A 1,299-nucleotide genomic window follows, 5' to 3' on the forward strand; every position below is an offset into this window, starting at 1 on the left:
CTCGTATCGTTCAGAGGATTCGCAAAGCCTGTAAAAAATTACTTAATCACCTTGTCATTGCCTGGCCTGGTCTGCAGGCCATAGTTATATCGATCCTCGAGGGAGATGTCAGACTCGATGGGGAAATGCTGCGGTGCCACCGGCGGCGCCGTATCTGGCTCAACGACTAAGCAACCTCTCCAGCCTTCCGAAAGACAAGGCAGAGCAAGCAATGCGAAATGATCATAGCCAAGCATCATAGTCCGGGGAACGATGACGAAATCCATGCTATCGAACGGTACGTTGGTGACTTGATCAAAACGCTCTTTGATCCAGAGCGCCAAATCATAAGCCCAGTGATAAAGATGATCGAACACCGTGTTGAGCTGCTCCTCACCGGACCATTTCGGACCGTCACCGCCAGACTCTGCCGGCATCGTTGAAATCCGAAAATCCAAGCGGATCAACTCACGCAACCCCTGGTCGTCAATCCGTTGATTTAGATGGCAGTGGAGCAGATCAGACCAACGCTTTGAGAGCAGATACGCGGCGTACCGTTCCAGCATGACCTGTAATAAACGAAACAGTGGGGCTTGCTGCCCCTTAAAATACCTAACAACCTGTTCGTATTTTGAGTCCTGAAAAGGCCTGGACTTTCCCTTGTCACGGCTGACATCCTTACGAACGCCAACTGCATGAATCACGCAATCGGGTATACGCTCCCCATTCATACAGACCAGAGCCGAAGTGACACTTCCTCCGCCAACTAGCTCAGGGTGGCCAAGATTCAGGAAGTAGATACTTTTCATTTTTCGCGCAAGGATCGGACTGGTCGCCCCTGGCACGTAGGCTCTTATCAACCCCTGATCGATCAACCGCCCAACTCTGTGCCTCAACTGTTCCTTACTGAGCCCAGTGAGCTTACAGAGCGTCGCGAAGCCCAAATCGTTGACCACCCCGAAACGGTCAGCGCGGCACAACAACAGACTCAGCAACAGTCGATTCACGACAGTGAGCCGACCAGGCTGCTTTTTACTCCGTAGGTCGGTCAGCAGACCCACCTCCTCGTTCCGCTCCTCGGGTTTTTCGCTTGCTTGGCAGACCTTCCTGCTTTCGTGCTTCAGCAAACTGCCGACAGCTGCCTCATGCTGCATTGCTGTCAGCGCGGTAATGTTTTCGAGCCTCTTGGGAAAATCCTCTTGGAGCTGGTAGCACCTTTTGGGTCGCCCCTTGCCCTCGGGAGTGGACGAAAAGGTCATTACACCGAGCGCCACCAAAGTTTTCAGTGCTTCTGATACCTGGCGGTCTGAGAGCCCAAAC

General features: G+C 53.0%; 1 protein-coding gene. It reads right to left on the reverse strand.

What is annotated here, in order from left to right; genetic code table 11:
* Positions 1 to 38: 38 nt before the first annotated feature.
* Positions 39 to 1,299, reverse strand: a 1,261-nt coding sequence (locus tag AC1DRJ_RS28020; RefSeq protein WP_477805003.1) for a hypothetical protein, incomplete at its 5' end; no start/stop codon positions are given.

Source organism: Pseudomonas sp. P5_B2 (assembly GCF_056400445.1).